Source organism: Halomicrobium sp. HArcel3, from assembly GCF_058933135.1.
In genome coordinates this window covers 710,698-730,876 of sequence record NZ_JBZYDN010000002.1, presented here as the reverse complement: position 1 = coordinate 730,876, position 20,179 = coordinate 710,698, and the positions used below count along the sequence as shown (strand labels likewise).

Genomic DNA, 20,179 nt, shown 5'->3' with positions numbered 1-20,179 from the left:
CGCTGACTAGGACTCCGCGACGGACACTCCTAAACCGTCGCGATGAACGCCCGGAGTTCCTCGGTCGCACGCTCTCGCTCGTCCCAGAAGACGCAGTGGCCGGCGTCGTCCACGTGCACGATCCGTCCGTCGGGTAGGAATCCAGCTATCTCCCGTTCGCGCTCGCGTTCCGGTTCGTCCGCGTCGGCTTTCACGATCAGCGTCGGCGCCTCGACGTCGCCGTACCGCTCGGTCGGGTCGACCAGGTCGGCCTCGAACACGCGGGCGATCTCGGGCCGGAGCCGGCGCCTGGCTTCGGCCACCCGGCGTGCGAGGTCGGGCTGTCCGCGCTCGGCGAGGTCCCTGAACATCGTCTCGCCTTCGAGGAGCTCCTCGACGCTGGCGTCCTGCCACGCCGCGACCTGCGCCTCGATATCGTCGCCCGGTCCTCCCTCGTCGTCGTCGCCCGGTCCGCCCTCACCATCGTCGCCCGGTCCATCGTCGATAACGTCGTTGACTCCCTCGACCGGCCAGACGGGGTCTTCGAGGACGACCGCTCGCGGCCGCTCCGGTCGGCGGGCCGCGGCCGCCGCGACCGTATCGGCGCCCATGGAGTGGCCAAACAGGATCGGGTCGTCGATCGCGAGCGCGTCGAGCAGACCGAGCAGGTCCGTCGCCCGGTCGGGCGCGCCGTACGCCTCGTCGGGGGCGTCGGAACGACCGTGTCCGCGAGCGTCGTACAGCACGACGTCGAACTCGTCGCCGAGTTCACGGGCGAGGTCGAGCCGACAGTACCCGTCGTCGGTGAAGCCGTGTGAGACGACGAACGTCGGCCCCGAGCCGTCGGTGCGGCAGTAGTGCAACTCGATGCCGTTCGCCTCGACGAAACCGCGCTCCCACTGGTCCGGGACCTGCGTTCGGTCACTCATCGGTTAGAATCTCCCGGCCGGGATAGAAAAATTAACTGGGAATCTCGAGCCGTGTGGAGACGCGCGAGTGCCTGGTTTGCAGGCGCATCGTCCACGATCCCGCCGCTTCAGGATTCGTAGACGAACCGTTCGACCACCGCGTCCGCCTCGCACGTGGTCCCGTGCCCGGTCGCGTAGGGACCGAGGAAGACGCCCGTGAACCCGGTGGCCACCTCCGTCGAGAGGTAGCGAGTGGCCGCCGACGCGAGTTCGTCGCCGTCGACGTGGAAGCGGTACTCGTCGGTGTCGGCCACCACGGCCAGGTCGGTCGATGCCCCGACAGGCGTCCGGCCGACCACGTCCGTCGCGTCGCCGATGCGAAGGCGGACGACGGCTTCCCGCTGGCCGTTCCGACGGGTCACGCCGAGTTGGTAGTGGTGCCGTTCGTTGGCGACCACCGCGAGGCCGGCCTCCTCCCCGTCGGCCGGGTCGAAGGACAGCGACAGCTCGGCCCGACAGTCGAAGGCGGTCTGGCGCCGGCCGACGAAGGTCGCCCCGGGTTCGTCGAGGGTCTCCGGACCGCCGCGGAGCCGGAGTCCGTCCGCAGTCGTCCGGTAGCGGTCCCGGTCGGGGTTGCGGCGGAACGCCCACTCGACGCCCAGTCCGTCCGCGAATCCGGTGTCGGTACGCTCGATACTATTCGGCTCTGCCCGGCGCTCGCCGGGGAGCGGCGCGTCCATCTCTGCCCGGATCGGATTCCCGTCGTTGATCACGGGCCAGCCGTCCTCCCACGAGACGGGCGCGAGGAACGTCTCTCGACCGAGGTGGTGGTACCGCGGCCACGGCCCGCGCTGGCGGATGCCCAGGCAGACGAGCCACCACGCCCCGTCTTCGTCCTGGACGAGGTCGGCGTGGCCGACTGCCCGGACGTCGTCTCGTGGCCGGCCCCAGTGGGTGAGCACGGGATTGTCCGGACAACCCTCGTAGGGTCCCGTCGGGTCGTCGGCACGCGCCGCGACGACCATGTGACCCGCGTGGGTCCCCCCTTCGGCGAGGATCAGGTGGTACGTCCCGTCCCGTTCGATAATGTGCGGCGCCTCGACGTGGGGGTCGCGGAACCCCGTCCAGATCGTCCGCGGGTCGCCGAGTTCGCCGGTCTCCACGTCGAGTTCGGCCTGCTGGATCGGGTTCTCGGTATCTTCGACGTGGTAGGTGAAATAGCAGGTGTCGCCGTCGAAGAAGAGGTCAGGGTCGAACCCCGGCGCGTCCACCCACGTCGGGTCGGACCACTCGCCTGCTGGGTCCTCGGCGGTGACGAAGAAGTGGCCGTCGCCGCTGACGTTCGTCGTGACGAGGTAGAACGTCCCCTCGTGGTGTCGGAGCGTGGGCGCGAAGATGCCGCCGGACGAACCGACGTCTCGAAGGGGGAGCTGGGACTCGCGAGTGAGCGCGTGCCCGATGGGCTCCCAGTCGACGAGGTTCTCGCTCTCGTAGAGCGGCACGCCGGGGAAGTACTCGAAGGTGCTCGTGGCGAGGTAGAACGTCCCGTCGACCTGGCAGAGAGAGGGATCCGGATGAAATCCCGGCAGTACTGGGTTCTCGTAGCGCATGGGTAGCGCTTCTCACAGGGGTGGTATATTCGATTCGCTCCTGGGAGGATTTTGTTGGTGCGGTTTCCCCAGTCACGCCCAAACAGACGGCTCTCGACGCGCACGGACGGAGAGCGCGACTGCGGCGGCGAACAGGAACAGCGTCGGGAACAGGAACTGGCCACCGATGCTGAACATCCCGACGACGGTGATCACGCCGCCGAGACAGACGGTCGCCCAGGCGAGCAGTCGGCGGTCCGTCCAGACCGAGACGACGCCGACGCCGGTGAGCGCCAGCAGGACGACGGCCCAGAAGAACAGGACGGGCGCGTTGCCTCCCGTACTGCCCAGGAGGTAGTCGACGCCCGCTTCGCAGCCGCGGCTCACCTCGGTCGAGGTGACTCCCCCGCTGGAACTGCCTCGACTGGTCTGGCTGGTCCAGCACGAGACCGGGCCGAACGCCCCCATCAGTCGCAAGAAGCCGTACGAACCACTCAGCCCGGCTGCGCCAGCAGCGATGCGGGCGAACCGTCGAAGGGAGCGTCCGGAATTCATCCCTGGACACCACCTGTCGGGAACGCCGGGCCGAGTACGAGGACCTTCACGAGCGTCTCTGGGCGAGGACGGCACCTTACGTTATCTCCAGTCACTCGGGACAGGCGCTGTCACACCTGCAACGATATGTCCCTCCGCGCTCTGTCTCTCCCTCACTTGCGGCGAGGAAACGGCACGGAGAACCGCGAGTCGATGGTCGTCGACTGCTCCACGTAGCGTTCGAACAGTCGTTCGGCCCACTGGTAGCAGTCGGGATCCGTGGACTCGATGCACGCCCTGAGTTGCCCGTCGCCGTCGTAGGCGGCCATCAGCAATCTGTCGTCGCCGAGCGTGAGTCCGAACCCGACGTCGTCGGGGTACTCGTACACCGTGAGGACGTCGACGCTGGTGACGACGTCGAACTCCGTCGGGTTCAGTTCGCGTGCCGCGGCGATCGTCGACGCCGAGAGAACGAGGTCCGTGTGTACCCCGTCGAGCGCGAGGTCGGCGTGGGCCCGGTGGAACGACCGGCTCAGGACCGGCGCGATCATCCGGACGCGGTCGCCGTCGAACGCCCGGACGCGCTCGACGTAGAACTCGACCGGCGCCTGGGGATGTTGCTCCGTCGCCGTCCTGAGCGTCGCGTCCCGAAGCCACCGTAGCTCCGGCGTGTGGTCGCTATCGGGCAGGTGACGGAAGAGCGGACCGAAGGCGTCGATCCGGTCGAGGGCATCCAGATACGTCGTGTGTTCCTCGACCACGAGATCGCCAGTCGTGGTCGACTCGTAGCGCCCGTCCGTTTTCGTCGCCCAGCCCCGGTCGACGAGGTCCTTGAGATGGCGCTGGACGCTTCGTCGCGAGACGTCGAGCGTCTCGGCCAGGGCCGCCGGCGTCGCAGGGTCGGCCGACAGGGAGGTCAGTAGCCGCCGTCGCTCCGGCGACCCCGCCAGGAATTTCGCCGCGTCACCTGCCGTCATAGCCGTCCCTATTCCCGCCTGGGTAAAAAGTGAAACTGTGCTCGTCGTTCCCAGTACCGTGTCTGCGCAGCCGGAGAGTGGGGCAACTGAGCCGTCGAACCGGTAGCCGGACCCTCACGCTCTCGCTTCGGTCTCATTCGTCTGCTCGTCGGAGACCGACTGGCTGACGCTCGCCGACCCGCTTGCGACCCCACGTTCCGAGTCGCCTTCGATGGTCGTGACCGTCTCGTCGTCGTGGGTCACGACGATTCGCCACGGATCGTCGCCCGCGGGGACGCGCATCGTCGCCTCGTACCGGGCGACGCCGGGGCATTCCCGCGGCGCCTTGTCCGTTTCCTCGATGGGCACCGAGAGAACGTACGTCGATTCGTTCTGGCGCTCGAACGTCGGGCCGCCGATGGCGTACGACGGACCCGGCAACGAGACGTTCCGGGCGTGCGTTATCTCGGTGTTCGCCCCGCCACTGGCGACCGACGTCGAACTGTTCGCAGAGAAATCGTCGGTGCAGTGAGCGCCGGCCGATTCGAACGAGAGGAGCGCCGGTGGCTGGGGGTCGTCTCCGAGCGGGCTACCGGCGCCAACCGGCCAGAGACCGAGCCCGGTGACCACGGCGACAGTCCCGACGATAGCGACGACTCCGACGACTGCGAGGACGACAGCGACGCCACGTCTGGTCATGTCACGCCGTTTCACCGTCGTGAGTATAAGAGGACCGCTAGCTCAAAATCGCGTCTGACCGTTCTCCGGGACTCGTACGGCACTGGTTCTCGCTATCGACGAGGGCTACTGCAGACGACGTTGACGGTGGCTTCTCCGACGACGGCGTCGACGGACTCGCGGCGTTGATCGACAGCACTGTCGCACCATACCGGTAGGGGAGGGTTCCTCATTGCACGATGCAGAGTGCTTTTGCGACCCCAGTAACAACCTCGGGTATGGATTCCGGTTATCCGCAGACGCTGCCCGACGTCTTCGCCCGGGCCTTCCGAAAGTTCGCGGACCGGACGGCGCTGGCCGACGGCGTCGAATCGGTCACGTTCGGCGATCTCGACGACCGGTCGGCACGGTTCGCGACGGCCCTCGCCGACCGCGGCGTCGACGTCGGGGACCGCGTCGGCGTCTTGCTCCCGAACGAAGTGCTATTTCCGACGGTGGACCTCGGCGTCATCCGGGCAGGAGCCACTCGTCTACCGGTAAATCCCGAGCACACGGCGACCGAACTGACGTATCTGCTCGAGGACTCGGGAGCACGAACGCTCGTCTGCGGACCGGCCCAGCTCGACGCCGTCGTCGAGGCCGCACGATCGGTCGCGGCGCTCGAGACGGTGGTCGTCGCCGGTGACGAGGAGGTGGAGTCGTTTCCCGACGCGGACGTCGAGTGGCACCGCTACGGGGAGTTCCTCGCCGACGTCCCGGACTTGACCACCGTACCGACCCCTGGCCCCGACGACGTGGCGGGACACTTCTACACCGGCGGGACGACGAGCCGACCGAAAGGAGTCCACTACAGCCAGCGGTGCCTGGTCGAGAACCTCCAGGCCGTCGTCACCGAGTTCGGCTTCTCGGGAACCGACGTGGGCCTGCTGGTCCCACCGCTCTCGCATTCGGCCGGGACGTTCTGTTACGCGGCGCTGCTCGCCGGCGGTACCGTCCACCTGCGGACAGGGTTCGACGCCGGGTCGCTCCTCGAAACCGTCGACGACGAGCGCGTCACGTGGACGTTCCTGGTCCCGACGATGATCTACCGGCTACTGGACGCCACCCCGGACGGACTGGACCACCCCTCGCTGGAACGGATCATCTACGGCGCGGCGCCGATGCGCGTCGACAGGCTCCGGGAAGCCATCGAACGATTCGGGCCCGTCTTCCACCAGTTCTACGGCCAGACCGAGGTGCCGAACCTGATCACGTCGTTCCCACCGCGCGAGCACGAGGTGGCGTTCGCGGCGGGTGACGACGACCGCCTGGCCTCGGCCGGAACGCCGTGTCTCCGCGCGACCGTCGAGATCAGGGACGAGGAGACCGACGACGCGTTGCCGCCCGGTGAGGTCGGCGAGGTCGTCGTGGCGGCGCCGTACGTCTTCGACGGCTATCACGAACGGCCCGCGGAGACGCGCGAGACGCTACGAGACGGCTGGGTGTACACCGGGGACGTCGGCGTCGTCGACGAGGACGGCTATCTCACCCTGCTCGACCGGGCGAGCGACGTCATCGTCACTGGCGGGATGAACGTCTACAGCCAGGCCGTCGAGCAGGTGCTCAGGGACCACCCGGCCGTCGACGACGCCGCCGTGGTCGGTGTCCCCCACGAGGAGTGGGGCGAGGCGGTCCACGCCGTCGTCGTCACGAACGAAGCGGTCACTATCGAGGAACTCCGGTCGTCCGCGGGCGAGCGACTCGCGAGCTACAAGAAGCCGAAGTCGATGACCGTCGTCGACTCGCTCCCGACGACCACACTCGGGAAGGTCGACCGCAGCGCCGTCCGCGAGCGGTTCTGGGACGACGGAGACCGGTCGATATAGTGAGGCGAACGGGGCGCTACCGGTCGAGGGACGCCCCGACCTGCTCGAACGTCGCGTGCATGCGGTCGATCAGCTCGTCGGCCGCGTCACGGTCGATCGTGAGCGGTGGCGTGATCAGCGTGTGGTCGCCCCGGTCGCCCGCGACGTGCCCGCCGCTCGGGTACGTGATCACGCCCTCGTCGAGGCCGGTCTCGAAGAGGAGCGACTGGAACTCGGCGCCGCTCTCCGGGAGCGGTTCCTTCGTCTCCCGGTCGTCGACGAACTCGACGCCGAGCATCAGGCCCTTGCCGCGCACGTCGCCCACGAAGTCGTACTCGTAGAACTCCTCGCAGCGCTCGCGAAGGTACGCGCCGACGTCGCGGGCGTTGGCGACGAGGTCTTTGTCGTCCATGTACTCGAGGACGGCGTTCCCGATGGCCGCCGACGCGGGGTTGAAACAGTAGGTGTGGCCGTGCTGGAAGCCGTCCTCGACGTCCTCGAACACCTCCGCGATCCGGCGGTGTGGCATCGTGCCGCCGATGGGGGAGTACCCGCCGCTCATTCCCTTCGCACTCGTGATGATGTCCGGCGTCACGTCCCAGTGTTCGATGGCGAAGTTCTCGCCTGTCCGGCCGAAGCCCGCCATCACCTCGTCCACGATGAAGAGGACGTCGTACTCGTCGCAGATCTCCCGTATCCGCTCGAAGTAGCCGTCGTGCGGGAAGGCGGCGGCGTTCGCCGCGCCCGTCACCGGTTCGGCGATGAAGGCCGCGACGGTCTCCGGCCCTTCGTCGAGGATGGCCTGCTCGAGTTCGTCGGCACAGCGGACGCCGCAGGCCCCGCCGCCGTCACCGTCGCAGTGCTCACAGCGATAGGGGGTTCCGGCCGAGATGGTCGGCCAGTCGTCGAAGAGGGGTTGCATCTTCGTCTTCCGGGCGGGGAAGCCGGAGAGGGCCATCGCGATGCCGGTGTTGCCGTGGTAGCTCGGCTGGCGCGAGACGACCTTGTACTTCTCCGTGTTCCCGCGCTCGTAGTGGTACTGGCGCGCCATCTTGACGGCGCTCTCGTTCGCCTCGGACCCGCTGGAGACGAGCCAGGCGTGCTCGAATCCGTCCGGTGTGAACTCGGCGATTCGCTCGGTGTAGGCCATCGCCGGTTCGTTCGCGAACAGCATGCTGGAGGTGTACTCCAGGGTCTCGATCTGTTCGCGCGCGGCCTCTGCCACCTCGGTCCGGCCGTGGCCGATGTTCACGTTCTGGTTCCCGGCGATGGCGTCGAGGTAGCGGTTCCCGTCCGCGTCCCAGACGAAGTGGCCGTCGCCGCGGGTGATCGTGACGTACTCCTTCTGGAACGCCCGCGGGAACATCCCGCCGAGTTCGGTGCCGGGCGTCGTCTCGCGATGCGGTGCGTCTGATGGGTCGTCGGGCATCTGTCTATCACTCATTCGTCTTGCAGGCTCTTCCAGTGTTCCATCACGCGCTCGCTCCACTCCTCGAACTCCACCTCGTACACGTAGTCGCTCCCGCGGAGGACGGTGTCGGTCGGGTCGATAGTCCGCAGGACGGCGATCTCGCCGCGCGTCGGTTCGGGCGTCGTCACCACGTCGTCGGCCACGCGCAGGTCCCACTGAACCGCGTCACGCACGTCCGCGACCGCGACGCCGGGATGGGTCGACGCGAGCACCATCTCACCGTCGTCGTCGAAGCGGAACACGGCCATGTCGGTGATGACCGCCGACGGGCCGTCGCCCCGGAAGCCGGCTTCCTCGCGGTCGTCGCCGCCGTCGAGGTGGCCTGGCGCGGTCATGTAGTCGAGTTCGGTCGTGAACGCCCGTCGCTGCTGGCGCATCATCACGATCGACCTGCCACACGAGGTCATGATGTCGTTGCTGCCGCCGGAGCCCGGCAGGCGGACCTTCGGTCGCTCGTAGGTCGCATCGTCGCCGGTGACGACGGTCGAGTTCGTGTTGCCGTAGCGGTCGATCTGGCCGGCGCCGATGATCCCGACGTCGAAGAGGCCGCGCTGGTTGTCGGTGAATATCTGGAGCTGGTTCGTCGCGACGAGGGCGTCGACGCCCAGTACCGTGTCCGAGATGGACTGGACGACGCCCGGCGGGCGCGAACCGACGTAGCCCGATTCGGTGACGAGCTGGCAGTCCGGCGCGCGCGTGTGCTTGGCCAGGACGCCGGAGATGAGCGACATCCCGACCCCGATGAACGCCAGTTCGCCGTTCTCTATCTCGTGGGCGGCCGTCACGGCGAGCAGTTCGGTCAGCGAGTAGTCCTCGGACGTCTCGTGGGGTCGCTCGACGTCGACGGGGTAGGCGACGTCGTCGCCGGTCAGGGTGTGCGTCGGGTCGTCGAGGCTCATCGGGACCCCTCCGGTGCGGTCGCGTCGTCGCCTCGGACGCCCGGTACCTCGTTGATCTTGGACTCCATCTCCTCGAGGGTCGCGAGGCGGTCGGCTCCGATCTTTTCGAGGTACTCGTCGTGGGGCAGGACCCACTCGTCGGCCCACTCCAGGAACCCCTCGCGTTCCTTGGACTGCAGCCCGTACTCGCGGTAGAACGGCAGGTCGGCGTAGTAGTAGCCGTAGCAGTGCCAGGGGTGAGAGCCGAAGGGCACCTCGACGACGGCGTCGACGGCGTAGAAGGGGATCCGCGTCACCTCGGGGTGGCGCTGGATGGTCTCCGTCGGCACGACCTCCTCGCAGGTGACGACGACGTGCTCCGCGGCGCGGGCCTTCAGGTGGTCGTTGACGACGTTCCCCCAGATCTGGGCGTTGCCGAGCGCGTCGGCGCGCTGGACGTGGATGATGGCGACGTCGGGCTGTGCCGCGGGGACCAGTGCCAGGTCGTCGCCCGACCCGAGCGGGTCCTCGACGACCTCGACGTCGGGGTTGTGGGCCGGAATGTCCGTCTCGACCATCGAGCGGGTCGGGACGAAGGGGACGTCCATCGCGCCCGCGAGGAACATCAGCGACGACCCGAAGTTCGAGACGTCGCGCATCTCCAGGTGGTGCGGTATCGATTCCTCGACGGCCCGGCGAACGTTGAACCCCTGGGAGATGAGACTCGTCCCGACCCAGGAGCCGGTGTACTGGTCGACGCAGCCGGCGCCGACCATCACGTCGAACAGCGTGGTCCGCGCGTCGTCGAGGACCGTGAGGCCGGACTTCCCCTGGCGAACGATCTCTCGGGCCGCTGCCTCCGGATCACGCCCGCCCATTCCCCCGAAGGCGACGCTCGCGCCGTCGGGGACGTACTCGTCGATGGCCGTCTCGAGGTCGGTCGTCTTGTCGCGACGACTGCGTGCGCCCGTCGGAGTCCCGGACGGGGCGCGGGACGAGAGGCTCTCCAGGGCCCGCTCGCTCCCGTGTGCGCGCCCGTCGCCGTCCGTCCGGCTCACTGTTGGCCCTCCTGGCGGGCCGCCCGGTCGGCGTCGGCCGCCTCGTCGTCGCGGTCGTACCCGCACCACGCCATCGCGATCAACGCCAGCGACGCGATCGCCTGCTCGAGTTCGTCGACGGGGAGGTACTCGTCCGTCCCGTGGATGTTGTGCGCGCCGGGGCCGAAACACAGCGCCGGCGTGTCGGCGTCGTTGACGAAGAACCGGGTGTCGATGCCGCCGGGGAAACCGATCGCGCGCGGCTCGTGGTCGAACCCGTCCGACACTACCGACTGGACGGTTTCGACGATGGCTTCGTCGGGGGCGACGCGAGCCGAACTGCCGCGCCAGCCGAACCACTCGACCGTCGGCGGGTGGGCTTCGAGCCACTGGTCGCCCGCGGCAGCGGCCTGGACCGTCTCCTTGACGAGGCGCCGGATCTCGGCCCGTTCCTCGGCGGGCGCGTGCGAGATGCGTCCCTCGAGGACGGCCTCGTCCGGGACGCTCGAGGGCCACTCGCCGGCGTCGACCGTCCCGACGTTGAGCGAAACGGTGTTCTCGCCGTCGCGTTCGAACAGTTCGTCGTGGACCGTCTCCGTCCGTTCCTCGTGGAGATCGGTCAGTGCCTCGAAAATTGGGATGAGCTTCGCGACGGCGTTGACGCCACTGTCGGTGTTGGCGGCGTGGGCTCCCTTGCCCTCGACGGTGACCCGAAAGTAGGAGACGCCGTCGTTGGCGATCCAGCAGTCGAAGTCGGTCGGCTCGGGTATCACGACCGCGTCGGCCTCGGGGCCGGCGAGGGCGGTGGCGAGCGAGCCGCCGTAACCGCCGGCCTCCTCCTCGATGACCGACTGGAGGATCAGGTCACCGCTGAGGGAGACGCCGGCCCGTTCCAGCGCCTCGACGGCGTAGATCATCGCCGCGAGCCCTCCCTTCATGTCGGAGGCCCCGCGCCCGCGTATCTCGCCGTCGACGATCGCTCCGCCGAAGGGGTCGAACGACCACTGGTCGGCGTCGCCCTCGGGGACGACGTCGACGTGTCCGTTGAACAGGAGCGACCGTCCCTCGCCCGCCCCGTCGACTCGCGCACTGAGGTTCGGACGCCCGTCGTAGGAGTCGTCGGTGTCGGCGAACTCGGGGTGGTCCTCGATGCCGGGGACGTCGTCCGCTTCGAGTCGATCGATCTCGAGCCCCAGATCCGTGAGCGCCTCGGCGACGCGTTCCTGTGCGGTCGCCTCGGCTCCCTGAACGCTTCGCTCCCGGACGAGATCGCCCGTGAACGCCGCGGCGTCGTCGACGACCGTTGCGGCCGCCTCGCGGACGCGCCGTCGGTCCGCCGGTCCGATGACAGACGACCCGGTCATCGTCGGTCCTCGTCGTCGAGCCCGTTTGTGCGACGGTTCTGTGAGTGCATACGTACCATGTTATTTACAGCGTTAACTAAATTTTGCATCCGGCTTTCAATGGCTGTCGCAATTTGTGTTTTCTTACCAAAGTTTATTATACTTCCGGGATAAGTCACCAGTGAACATGGATGATGCGCTTGACGGAACGGGCGGTAACTCCGACGGAGACCACACCACGTCGACCGATTCGAGTTCTCGAGGACGGTTGAGCCGACGCCGGGTTATCGGGGCGTCCGGCGCCGCCATCGCCGGACTCGCAGGCTGTCTCGACGGGTCGTCGAGCGGCGACGGCACGGAAACGTCCGACGGTTCGGACGATACGAGCGAGTCCGCGGGGACGACCACGACCACGTCCAGTAGCGGCGGTCAGGAGATGGCGGACACCCTGAAGTTCTACTCCTGGGGTGGTTCGACGCAGGAAGCGCTCACCGAGCACCTCATCGAACCGTTCGAGGACGAGTACGGCGTCACGGTGGAACAGTCGAGTTTCTCGAGCCAGGACAAGATGCTGGCGAACGTCCGATCGAGTCCCGACGGCTCCTACGACGTCATCATGCCGTCGCTGTCTGGGTCGTACAACGCCGTCAAACAGGGCCTCGTCGAACCGATCCGGCTCGACAACGTCGACACCTGGTCGAACCTCCTCCCCGCGTTCCAGGAGTACAACTCCGCGGCCTCCGGCGACGACCACTACGTCGCGCCGCTCTACTACGGCACCGTCGGCATGGTGTACAACAGCGACGAAGTGTCCGGTTCGCCACCGTTCTCCTGGCAGGAGACCTGGAAGGACCAGTACAGCGGCGCGCTCACCCTCGAAGGGTTCGCGTTCGTGCGCGTGTTCACGACGGCGCTTTCGCTCGGAATGGACCCCAACGTGATGGAAGGCGACACCGGGTCCTACGAGAAGGGCATCGAGAAAGTGTACGACGCGATGGCCGAACAGCACGAGTACGTCACGAAGTACTGGACCAGCGGCCAGGAGCAGACGACGCTGTACTCGAACGACACGGCCGTCCTCGGCGACGGCTGGTCCGGTCGCATCCTCGCACTGCAGGAGGACGGCTACGACAACCTGCACTACACCATCCCCGAAGAGGGCGCCTTCGGCTGGGCCGACACCTTCGCCATCGCCAAGGGGTCCGAACGCCGCTACACCGCCGAGAAGTTCCTCCAGTACGCCTACCGCCCGGAGGTCCAGGAGAGCCTCTCACCCACGCTCGGCTACCCGCCGGCGACGCAGGCGACGTCGAGCGACATCGAGGCGCTGCCGGACTTCGACCCGAGCGGCGGTGAGCGCCTGAAGTTCCAGAACCAGCAGTTCAAGGAAGAACACCAGGACGACTGGAACTCGACCTTCGAGAAGATCAAGTTGGGCCAGTACTGACCAGACGACCCCCATTCCCACCCACCTGTCCGATGTTTCCAACGAAGCACCCATGAGTCACGTAGAAGTAGAACACGTAACGAAACAGTTCGGCGACGTCACGGCGGTCGACGACGTGACGTTCACCGCCGAGGAGGGGGAGTTCGTCTCCCTGCTCGGCCCCAGCGGTTGTGGGAAGACCACCACACTGCGCATGATCGCGGGCCTGGAGATGCCGACCGAGGGCGCGATCCGGATCGGCGGCGAGGACGTCACCGACCGGCCGGCGTACGAACGAGAGATCGGGATGGTGTTCCAGCACTACGCGCTGTTCCCCCACAAGTCGGTCGGCGAGAACGTCGGCTTCCCGCTCAAGATGCGCGGCGTCCCGGCCGCCGAACGGCGCGAACGCGTCGCAGAGGTCCTGGAACGCGTGCGCCTCCCCGACGTGATGGACCGGTCGCCAGAGGAACTGTCGGGCGGCCAGCAACAGCGCGTCGCCCTCGCGCGGGCGCTGGTGTTCGAACCCGACGTCCTGTTGATGGACGAGCCGCTGTCGGCCCTGGACCGCGTCCTCCGCGAACAGATGCGGGTCGAGGTCCAGCGCATCCAGCGCGAGTTCGACATCACGACCATCTACGTCACGCACGACCAGGCGGAGGCCTTCGCGATGTCCGACCGCGTGGCGGTCCTCGACGAGGGACACCTCGCCCAGCAGGGCCGGCCCCTCGACATCTACGAGAGTCCGCAGACGAAGTTCGTCGCGAACTTCATCGGCGAGTCCACGACCCTTTCGGGCACCGTCGCCGACCGCGACGGGAAACGACTGCTCGAAACCGACGCCGGCGTCACCTTCGAACTCCCGGCGGCGCCCGGTCTCGCCGACGACCGCATGACCGTCTACCTCCGTGCCGAGAAGCTGGGTATCTCGCCCGACTCGTCCGGGGCGACCAACGAGTTCCCCGCGACGATCGCCACGACGAACTACCTCGGCGAGAAGACCCAGTTCTTCTGTACGCTCGCGGACGGGACCGAGCTCGTGGTCGCCGAGCAGGGGTTCACCGCGCTCGACGCCTACGACGCCGGTGATACCGTGTACGTCACTATCGACCCCGCGGACCTGGTCGTCGCCCGCGACCCGGGCCAGGACGAATCGAACACCGCCGTCGACGAGTCGGTAGCATGAGCGAGCGCCACCAGCGCGCGGCGGACAGCGCCGATCGCACCGGGTTCGAGCGGTACCGCTACCGGCTGTGGACCGGCGTCCTCCGGGCCGAACCGGTGCTGCGAGGGATCCAGGCGCTGAAGCGGCGCGAACGACTGCTCACGGCGGTCCAGGCGGGCCTGGGGATCGCCTGGATGGCCGTGTTCCTCCTCGCGCCGCTCGCGTACATCCTCGCGCTCTCGTTCTGGCAACGGGGCGCGGGCGGCGTCGTGGTCCAGGAGTTCACGCTCGCGAACTACCAGTCCATCCTCCTCGAAGACGTGCAGTTGCTGGGGTGGCAGATCGGCAACGTCTACCTCCTGATACTCTGGCAGTCGCTCAAGTTCGGCTTCCTGACGACGGTCACGACGTTGCTGCTCGGCTACGTCCCGGGGTACTTCCTCGGCCGGACACAGAGCAAGTACCGGTCCTTGCTCCTGTTGCTCGTCGTGCTCCCGTTCTGGGTGCCGCTGATCATCCGCTACTACGCGTGGATCCTCGTCATGGGCAACGAGGGGATGGTGACGACGATACTCGGCTGGGTCGGCGTCGAATCCGGCGGGTTCCTCTACACCGAGGTGGCCGTCGTCACCGGCCTCGTCCAGGTGCTCCTCCCGTTCATGATACTGCCGATATACAACAGCGTCGCGAAGATAGACGACGAGTTCGTCGAGAGCGCGAAGACGATGGGCGCGACGCCGCTGCGCGCCTTCTACGAGGTGACGCTCCCCCTCTCGTTGCCGGGGATCAGTGCCGGGTCCATCCTGGTGTTCATCCTCGCCGTCGGGAGCTTCATGGCGCCGGCCCTGCTCGGGGGCCCGGCCAACTCGATGGTCGCGAATCTCATCAGCCAGACGTTCGGTGAGAGCTTCGACTGGCCCCTCGCCAGCGCGATGGCGATCGTGTACCTCGTCGTCCTGTTCACGCTGATCACCGTGTTCAACCGCTTCGTCGGCCTCGAGGAGGTGTTCGGCGAATGAGCCCGCTGCTCCCGGACGAGCGGCGGTGGGACCTGATCCGGGGCACGACGGGGCTGCTGTACCTGTTCCTGCTGTTGCCCCTGTTCGTCGTCGTGCTCGTCTCGTTCAACCCGACGCAGTACCCCACGTTTCCGCCCGACGGGTTCAGTCTCACGTGGTACGAGGCGTTCCTGACGAGTGACCGGCTCCTCGGCGCACTCTGGAACAGCCTCGTCGTCGCCGCGGGCAGCGCCGTCGTGGCGGGCGTCGTGGGACTCGTCTCCGCGCTCGGCTTCGTCCGGCGGGAGTTCGAGTACAAGAACGTCCTCTCGAGCCTGCTGTTCCTGCCGATGCTGATCAGTCCGGTCGTCATCGGCGTCGCGCTCACCGCGTTCCTGACGGACGTCGGGATGGAGAAGAACTACATCTTCTTGATCCTCGGGCACTCGACGCTCGTGCTCCCCTACGTGTTCGTGACCGTCCGGGCCCAGCTGTTCGGTTTCGACCGCTCGATGGAGGAAGCGGCACTGACCCTCGGCGCGAACGAACTGGAGACGTTCGTCGAGGTCACGCTCCCGACCATCGCTCCGGGCCTCGGCGCCGGCATGTTGCTCGCCTTCGTCATCAGTTTCGGCGAGTTCACGGCGACGCAGTTCTGGGTCCAGCCCCAGACCGTCACGGCGCCCATCGAGATCTACACGATGGTCCGGACGAGCCTGACGCCGAAGATCAACGCGATGGCGACCATCCTCATGGTCATCACCGTCGGCATCCCGCTCCTGCTGGACGTGCTCCTCGGCAAGGAACTCATCCTCAAGTCGGCCTGATAGTGGTGGTTGTAAGCCCCTCCCGGCGTCCGGCCGAACTGCGTGAGGCCGGACGCCGGGAAAAAGTTACAACCACCACTATGAGAGCAGGCCGACGGCTACCGCCGTCGACGATCGAATCGGCCGTTACCGGTCGCCGCCGTCGTTCAGTAGCGCGAAGATTTCGGAGTCGGTCTGGAACTTCAGGAGGTTGTGGACGACGGAGTTCCGGACGTTCGAGACCACGCCGCCGTGTGCCTTGTAGAAGTCGTGGATCCACTTCGACTCGGTCTCCCGGTCCCGGAACATCATGATGGTCTTCCACTGGTACTCGCCGTTCGAGATGAAGTACATCAGCGTGTGCCGGTCGTCCATGATGTACTCCATGGCCGCTCGCCATTCGTCGCCGAAGTTCCGGGCGTCGAACTTGAACTCGAACAGCGCGAAGTTGAAGAACTGCTCGTTCGGGAGGATGGCCTCCCGGAACACGCCGGCGTCCCGCATCCGGCGTATCCGCTCGCTCACCGTCACGTGAGAGATGTCGATGTCGTGCTCCGTCTCGAGGACGTCCGCCATCTCCCGCGAGGACATCTGCGGGTCCTCGGAGAGTTCCTGCAGTATCTTGATGTCCCGTTCCTTGAACTCCCAGTCTACCTCGTCTTGGCTCGTACTGTCTACCATGGATACCTCCTACCGAGGGGCCCCACCGTTGCGGCCCGACCCGGTAGCTTTTTCTCCATCACTTATCATTGTTATCCTGTAACGGAATAATACTTACCATACTATGTCTGAACAACCAGATGTCCCGCCAGACAATGCGGCGGTGGTCGAGGGATACGACGAGTACGTGATGCCGATCTGGAAGTCGCTCAACGTCCCCGTAGACCGCGCCTCGGGGTGTACGCTCGTCGACTTCGAGGGGAACGAGTACCTCGACGTGTTCTCGGGTATCTCCGTCGCGAACGTCGGGCACAACGACGAGACCGTGACCGAGGCGGCGAAGGCACAGCTCGACGAGTTCGTCCACGGCTGTTCGTACGTCCACCCCAACGGACCAGTCGTCGAACTGGCCGAGCGCCTCGCCGAAGTGACGCCCGGAGACCTGCAGAAGTCCTTCTTCTGTAACTCCGGGACGGAAGCCGTCGAGGGAGCGATCAAACTGGCCCGCAAGTACACGGGAAGCAAGGAGGTCGTCGCCCTGGAGATGGGGTTCCACGGTCGAACCCTGGGCAGCCTCGCACTGACGGGGAACCACAGCTACAAGCACGGGATGGCGCCGACCATCAACGACGTCACCCACGCGCCGGCGCCCTATCAGTACCGGTCCGAGTACGGCGACCGCTCGGAAGCGGCGTTCGCCGAGGCCGCCGCCGCCGAACTCGAACGCGTGATCGGGACCCACACGAGCGGCGACCTCGCGGCGGTCGTCGTCGAACCGGTGATGGGCGAGGGCGGTATCGTCGTCCCGCCGGCGGACTACCTCTCGCGAGTCGCAGACGTCGCCCGCGACCACGGCGGTCTGTTCGTCCTCGACGAAGTCCAGACCGGCTACGGCCGCACCGGCGAGTTCTGGGCGAGCGACCACTTCGACGTCACGCCGGACATCCTCACCCAGGCGAAGGGGATCGCCAACGGCCTCCCGCTCGGGGCGTTCACGGCGCCCGCGGAGATCGCGGACGCGTTCGAGGCCGGCGACCACCTCTCGACGTTCGGCGGCAATCCGGTCTGCTGTGCCGCCGCGCTGGCGACTATCGACCAGCTCGAGGACGGCGCCGTCGCGAACGCCCGCGAACAGGGCGCCTGGCTCACCGACGCTCTCGCCGAACTCGAGGCGCTCGAATCGGTGGGCGACACGCGCGGCCTCGGGTTGATGCAGGGCGTCGAACTGGTCGACCCCGCCGAGTCCGGACCCGGCGACGCGCCGGCGCCGGCGGCGGACCTCGCGAGTCGCGTCGGCGATCGGCTGCGCGAACAGGGCGTCGTCATCGGCGTCGGCGGCTACTACAAGAACGTGATCCGCTTCCAGCCGCCGCTGACTATCGAACGCCAGCAGCTTCGACGGGCCGTCGAGGAACTGCGCGCCGCGATCGAGACGGAACAGCGCTGAACGACCCGGACACGACACAGTACATGGCAACACAGCGAACCCAGACCGACGACACCAGCACCGCACTCGCCACCGCACGACGCCAGCTCGAACGGGCAGCAGCGGAGACCGACGTGAACGAGCAGGTAGTCGAACGACTGAAACACCCCTCGAAGCTGTTACGGGTCGCGGTTCCACTCGAACGTGACGACGGCAGCGTCGAGGTGTTCGAAGGGTACCGTGCCCAGCACGACGACGTCCGCGGTCCGTACAAGGGCGGCCTCCGCTATCATCCCCACGTCACGGCCGACGAGTGCATCGGGCTGTCGATGTGGATGACCTGGAAGTGCGCCGTCATCGACATCCCGTTCGGTGGCGCCAAGGGCGGCGTCGTCGTCGACCCGACGGACCTCTCTCCCGAGGAGAAAGAACGACTGACGCGCCGATTCGCGGAAGAGATCCGGGACTTCGTCGGGCCGACGACGGACATCCCCGCGCCGGATATGGGGACCGACGCCCAGACCATGGCCTGGTTCATGGACGCCTACAGCATGCAGGAAGGAGAGACTGTCCCCGGTGTCGTCACCGGGAAGCCGCGCGTCATCGGCGGCAGTTACGGCCGCGAGGAAGCGCCGGGACGGAGCGTCGCCATCGTCACGCGCGCCGCTGCCGAGTACTACGACGTGTCGCTCGACGGGCTGCGCGTCGCCGTCCAGGGGTACGGGAGCGTCGGTGCGAACGCCGCGCGCTGTCTCGACGACTGGGGCGCCGACGTCGTCGCCGTGAGCGACGTCAACGGCGCCATCCACGACCCGGACGGCCTCGACACCTGGGCCGTGCCGTCCCACGAGGAGGAACCAGAGGCCGTCACGACCTGCGACGCGCCCGAGACGATCTCGTCGTCTGCCATCCTCGAACTCGACGTCGACGTGCTCGTGCCCGCCGCGGTCGGCAACGTCCTGACCGCGTCGAACGCCCCCGACGTTCAGGCCGACTTCGTCGTCGAGGGCGCGAACGGTCCGACGACGGCCGCGGCCGACGAGATCTTCGACGAGCGTGGCATCCCGGTCGTTCCCGACATCCTGGCGAACGCCGGCGGCGTCGCCGTGTCGTACTTCGAGTGGCTCCAGCACATCAACCGCCACTCCTGGTCGGCCGAGCGCGTCGACGAGGAACTGGAGTCCAAGATGCTCTCGGCGTGGGACGCCGTCGTCGAAGCGGCCGAGGCACGAGACGTGACCTGGCGCGTGGCGGCGTACATCGTCGCACTGTCCCGAATCGCCGAGGCGAAAGACACCCGCGGACTGTGGCCCTGACATGACGGGCACGACCGAACCCAGTGACACGACGCCCGTCGTCGTCGGCGCAGTCCGAACGCCGCTCGGGAAGGCCAACGGCGCGTTCGCCGAGACCCGGAGCGAGGACCTCTCCGTGCCGCTGGTCGACGAACTCCTGGCGAACGCGTCTCTCCCCGGGTCCCTCGTCGACGACCTGCTGTGGGGCTGTGCCCAGCAGCGCGACGAACAGGGCAACAACCTCGCCCGCGTCGTCGCGCTCCTCTCGGACCTCGGCGAGACGGTGCCGGGGGCCACGATCAACCGCTGGTGCGCGTCGTCGGCCGAGTCACTCATGCGAGCGGCCGACGCCGTCGCCGCCGGCCAGCGTGATTGCGTCATCGCCGGTGGCGTCGAGAACATGTCCCGGGTCGCCATCGAGGGCAACGTCGACAGCGTCCACCCGGGGCTGGGAGCGGACTACGACCTGGACGCCCTGTCGATGGGCCAGACCGCCGAGGAAGTCGCCGACCGCTTCGACGTCGACCGGACGGACCAGGACCAGTACGCCCTCCGCAGCCACCAGCGAGCAGCCGACGCGAGAGATACCGGACGCTTCGACGACGAGATCGTTCCCGTCGAGACCGCCGACGGGACGGTCGAACGCGACGAGTGTATCCGGGACGACACCTCGCTGGACCGACTGGCGGAACTCTCCCCCGTGTTCCGCGAGGACGGCACCGTCACCGCGGGCAACGCGTCCCAGATCAGTGACGGGGCTGCGGCGGTCCTCGTGACGAGCCGGGAGTTCGCCCGGGACCACGACCTCGAGGAGTTCGCCGCGATCCGATCCCACGCCGTCGCCGGCGTGGACCCCGAGATTATGGGTATCGGCCCGATACCCGCCGTCTGGTCGCTCTGTGACCGGACCGGGCGGGACCCGACCGACTACGACCTCGTCGAACTGAACGAGGCGTTCGCCAGCCAGTGTCTCTACTGTCGGCGCGAACTCGGCATCGACGAGGACCGCTTCAACGTCAACGGCGGTGCCATCGCGCTCGGTCATCCACTCGGTGCGACCGGTGCTCGGCTGCCGGTGACGCTGCTCCACGAGATGCGACGACGCGAAGCGTCCCTCGGTCTCGCGACCGAGTGCGTCGGCTACGGACAGGGCGCAGCCATCGAATTCGAACGCGACTGACGATCA

18 protein-coding genes are annotated in these 20,179 nt (G+C 67.4%); 8 read left to right on the top strand and 10 right to left on the bottom strand.

Features of this window, described 5'->3' with window-relative positions; all coding sequences use genetic code 11:
• Positions 1 to 29: 29 nt before the first annotated feature.
• The 5 genes from AC5FRV_RS09445 to AC5FRV_RS09425 all read right to left on the bottom strand — a co-directional run bounded on the left by AC5FRV_RS09445 (position 30) and on the right by AC5FRV_RS09425 (position 4,665).
• Positions 30 to 908 carry an alpha/beta fold hydrolase gene (locus tag AC5FRV_RS09445; RefSeq protein WP_493560826.1) on the bottom strand — a complete coding sequence of 293 codons (879 nt, stop codon included), beginning with the start codon at positions 906 to 908 and terminating at the stop codon, positions 30 to 32.
• Between the two features lie 107 nt (positions 909 to 1,015).
• Positions 1,016 to 2,497, bottom strand: a complete 1,482-nt coding sequence (locus AC5FRV_RS09440; RefSeq protein WP_493560825.1) for a glycoside hydrolase family 43 protein — start codon at positions 2,495 to 2,497, stop codon at positions 1,016 to 1,018.
• A 72-nt stretch (positions 2,498 to 2,569) separates the two neighbouring features.
• On the bottom strand, positions 2,570 to 3,031 hold the full coding sequence (locus tag AC5FRV_RS09435) for a hypothetical protein (protein ID WP_493560824.1): 462 nt from the start codon (positions 3,029 to 3,031) through the stop codon (positions 2,570 to 2,572).
• Between the two features lie 152 nt (positions 3,032 to 3,183).
• Positions 3,184 to 3,987 (bottom strand): helix-turn-helix transcriptional regulator, encoded by an 804-nt coding sequence (locus tag AC5FRV_RS09430; RefSeq protein ID WP_493560823.1) that lies wholly within the window; start codon positions 3,985 to 3,987, stop codon positions 3,184 to 3,186.
• A gap of 114 nt (positions 3,988 to 4,101) precedes the next feature.
• Positions 4,102 to 4,665 carry a hypothetical protein gene (locus AC5FRV_RS09425; RefSeq protein WP_493560822.1) on the bottom strand — a complete coding sequence of 188 codons (564 nt, stop codon included), beginning with the start codon at positions 4,663 to 4,665 and terminating at the stop codon, positions 4,102 to 4,104.
• 257 nt (positions 4,666 to 4,922) lie between these two features.
• Here AC5FRV_RS09425 and AC5FRV_RS09420 point away from each other — a divergent pair, with 257 nt between their 5' ends.
• A complete protein-coding gene (locus AC5FRV_RS09420; protein WP_493560821.1) occupies positions 4,923 to 6,509 on the top strand; it encodes a class I adenylate-forming enzyme family protein in 1,587 nt (528 codons plus the stop codon).
• A 16-nt stretch (positions 6,510 to 6,525) separates the two neighbouring features.
• Here AC5FRV_RS09420 and AC5FRV_RS09415 read toward each other — a convergent pair whose 3' ends face one another.
• Genes AC5FRV_RS09415 through AC5FRV_RS09400 form a run of 4 tightly spaced genes read right to left on the bottom strand, consistent with a single transcriptional unit; the run spans position 6,526 to position 11,238 of the window.
• A complete protein-coding gene (locus AC5FRV_RS09415; RefSeq protein WP_493560820.1) occupies positions 6,526 to 7,932 on the bottom strand; it encodes an aminotransferase family protein in 1,407 nt (468 codons plus the stop codon).
• Positions 7,929 to 8,858 (bottom strand): CoA-transferase subunit beta, encoded by a 930-nt coding sequence (locus AC5FRV_RS09410; protein ID WP_493560819.1) that lies wholly within the window; start codon positions 8,856 to 8,858, stop codon positions 7,929 to 7,931. The genes AC5FRV_RS09415 and AC5FRV_RS09410 overlap by 4 nt, the downstream gene beginning before the upstream one ends.
• On the bottom strand, positions 8,855 to 9,895 hold the full coding sequence (locus AC5FRV_RS09405) for a CoA transferase subunit A (RefSeq protein ID WP_493560818.1): 1,041 nt from the start codon (positions 9,893 to 9,895) through the stop codon (positions 8,855 to 8,857). The genes AC5FRV_RS09410 and AC5FRV_RS09405 overlap by 4 nt, the downstream gene beginning before the upstream one ends.
• Positions 9,892 to 11,238 (bottom strand): ArgE/DapE family deacylase, encoded by a 1,347-nt coding sequence (locus tag AC5FRV_RS09400; RefSeq protein WP_493560817.1) that lies wholly within the window; start codon positions 11,236 to 11,238, stop codon positions 9,892 to 9,894. Before AC5FRV_RS09400 ends, AC5FRV_RS09405 begins: the two co-directional genes overlap by 4 nt.
• A 247-nt stretch (positions 11,239 to 11,485) precedes the next feature.
• On the opposite strand from AC5FRV_RS09400, the gene AC5FRV_RS09395 reads away from it, so the two are divergent.
• From AC5FRV_RS09395 to AC5FRV_RS09380, 4 genes are read left to right on the top strand one after another with little or no spacing between them, the layout of a single operon-like run.
• Positions 11,486 to 12,664 carry an ABC transporter substrate-binding protein gene (locus AC5FRV_RS09395; RefSeq protein ID WP_493560816.1) on the top strand — a complete coding sequence of 393 codons (1,179 nt, stop codon included), beginning with the start codon at positions 11,486 to 11,488 and terminating at the stop codon, positions 12,662 to 12,664.
• A 52-nt stretch (positions 12,665 to 12,716) separates the two neighbouring features.
• Entirely contained in the window at positions 12,717 to 13,829 is a 1,113-nt protein-coding gene (locus AC5FRV_RS09390; protein WP_493560815.1) for an ABC transporter ATP-binding protein, read from the top strand.
• The gene (locus tag AC5FRV_RS09385; RefSeq protein ID WP_493560814.1) at positions 13,826 to 14,827 is read left to right on the top strand and encodes an ABC transporter permease; all 1,002 of its coding nucleotides are present in this window, start codon (positions 13,826 to 13,828) and stop codon (positions 14,825 to 14,827) included. The genes AC5FRV_RS09390 and AC5FRV_RS09385 overlap by 4 nt, the downstream gene beginning before the upstream one ends.
• Positions 14,824 to 15,633, top strand: a complete 810-nt coding sequence (locus tag AC5FRV_RS09380; RefSeq protein ID WP_493560813.1) for an ABC transporter permease — start codon at positions 14,824 to 14,826, stop codon at positions 15,631 to 15,633. Before AC5FRV_RS09385 ends, AC5FRV_RS09380 begins: the two co-directional genes overlap by 4 nt.
• A 126-nt stretch (positions 15,634 to 15,759) precedes the next feature.
• Here AC5FRV_RS09380 and AC5FRV_RS09375 read toward each other — a convergent pair whose 3' ends face one another.
• A complete protein-coding gene (locus AC5FRV_RS09375; protein WP_493560812.1) occupies positions 15,760 to 16,293 on the bottom strand; it encodes an Lrp/AsnC family transcriptional regulator in 534 nt (177 codons plus the stop codon).
• A gap of 103 nt (positions 16,294 to 16,396) precedes the next feature.
• On the opposite strand from AC5FRV_RS09375, the gene AC5FRV_RS09370 reads away from it, so the two are divergent.
• From AC5FRV_RS09370 to AC5FRV_RS09360, 3 genes are read left to right on the top strand one after another with little or no spacing between them, the layout of a single operon-like run.
• A complete protein-coding gene (locus AC5FRV_RS09370; protein ID WP_493560811.1) occupies positions 16,397 to 17,719 on the top strand; it encodes an aspartate aminotransferase family protein in 1,323 nt (440 codons plus the stop codon).
• A gap of 23 nt (positions 17,720 to 17,742) precedes the next feature.
• Positions 17,743 to 19,014, top strand: a complete 1,272-nt coding sequence (gdhB, locus tag AC5FRV_RS09365) for a glutamate dehydrogenase GdhB (RefSeq protein WP_493560810.1) — start codon at positions 17,743 to 17,745, stop codon at positions 19,012 to 19,014.
• Between the two features lies 1 nt (position 19,015).
• On the top strand, positions 19,016 to 20,173 hold the full coding sequence (locus AC5FRV_RS09360) for a thiolase family protein (protein ID WP_493560809.1): 1,158 nt from the start codon (positions 19,016 to 19,018) through the stop codon (positions 20,171 to 20,173).
• Positions 20,174 to 20,179 lie beyond the last annotated feature (6 nt).